The 1301-nt window shown below is 73.4% G+C and carries 1 protein-coding gene, 1 tRNA gene and 1 pseudogene; 2 read left to right on the top strand and 1 reads right to left on the bottom strand.

Going from position 1 to position 1301, the window contains the following annotated elements:
- Positions 1-137 precede the first annotated feature (137 nt).
- Positions 138-221: transfer RNA gene (locus tag SJ20_RS11545), tRNA-Leu, on the top strand.
- A gap of 174 nt (positions 222-395) precedes the next feature.
- Here SJ20_RS11545 and SJ20_RS11540 read toward each other — a convergent pair.
- On the bottom strand, positions 396-746 hold the full coding sequence (locus SJ20_RS11540) for a universal stress protein (RefSeq protein ID WP_043278910.1): 351 nt from the start codon (positions 744-746) through the stop codon (positions 396-398).
- Between the two features lie 176 nt (positions 747-922).
- On the opposite strand from SJ20_RS11540, the pseudogene SJ20_RS11535 reads away from it, so the two are divergent.
- Positions 923-1301 (top strand): annotated as a pseudogene (locus tag SJ20_RS11535) (tripartite tricarboxylate transporter substrate binding protein); the annotation flags it as partial.

The following is a 1301-nucleotide window of genomic DNA, read 5'->3' as shown; positions in this document are numbered from 1 at the left end:
GGCGAGCTGCCGGCGTGGCGGGGACGCGGGGGTGGGCGTCGGGGCCGATTTGCACGCCCGGGCGGGCGGGGGTTAGAGTATTCCTCGCTGCCTGTGACGGTCGCCGGATGCCCGGAGCCGAGAGCAGGAAGCCGCTCGCGCGAGTGGCGGAATTGGTAGACGCGCTGGCTTCAGGTGCCAGTGTTCGCAAGGACGTGGGGGTTCAAGTCCCCCCTCGCGCACCGAGGACGAAGGCCCCGGAACCGTGTGGTTCCGGGGCCTTCGGCGTTCCCGGGCTGGTCCCACTCGCCCGTTGGGGGCGGTTTCGGGCGGTATCCACGCCGAATACCGCCCGAAACCGCCCCCAAACGCCGCGGGGTGGGCCGGGCGCGGGGCCGCCCGCCCGACGTCGGCCCTCACGGCTTGACGCACACCACCGGGACGCGGGCCTCCAGGATGATCTGCTGCGCGGCCGATCCCAGCAGCAGCTTGCCCACGGGGGAGCGGTGCTTCACGCCCACCACGATCCGGCTCGCGCCCACGCGCTCGGCGTGCTCGAGCAGGTCGCCGACGGCGTCCCGGCCGCGCTCCTGGGCGTGCGCCACGGACACGCCGACGCCGGCCTCGCGTGCCTCCGCCTCGTCCGGCTCGGTCCCGTCGAGGGAGAACCAGACCACGTCCTCTCCGCGCAGGGCCGCCTCCGCCAGGGCGGCCCGCCAGGCCGCGGCGCTCTCGGGGGTGCTGGTTCCGGTGCTGATGATCGTCATGGGGACCACTGTGCGTCATGGGCGCGGTCCCCGTCACCACCCGGGCCGGTTGTCGTCGGTCACTCTGCGGACGCGGAGCGCACGCAGCCTCGTCGCGCTGTTACGGTGACCTCCACCACTCGCACCTGTCCCCGGCGCCACTCCCTGGCGGCGGGGTGTCTCTGTTAGGAACCGCCATGTCCTCCACCTCCCCCGACGGCCCCCCGCGCCGACGCACGGGGATCGGCCGGATCGTCTTCAGCGTGATCGCGGTGCTCACCGTGCTCGCGGCCTCCGCCTTCTCCATCCGCTCGGCCTCGGGAGGGAACGACATCCGCACCAACCTGACCCTCATCGCCCCCGCGGCCGCCGGCGGCGGCTGGGACTCGTTCCAGCGCGAGCTGCAGCAGACCATGCGCGTCAACGGGCTGGTGAACAACGTCCAGGTGGTCAACATCCCCGGTGCCGGCGGCAACATCGCCCTCGGCCAGCTGACCACGCTCGAGGACGCGAACAACCTCATGGTGGGCGGCACCGGCCAGATCGCCGCCCACGCGGCCCGTGGCACCGGCCCCG

It is taken from the genome of Micrococcus sp. MS-ASIII-49, from assembly GCF_000946635.1.
GTDB classification, from domain to species: Bacteria; Actinomycetota; Actinomycetes; order Actinomycetales; family Micrococcaceae; genus Micrococcus; species Micrococcus luteus.
Note: the sequence above shows the minus strand (reverse complement) of the source record. Positions and strands in the feature narration are given on the sequence as shown.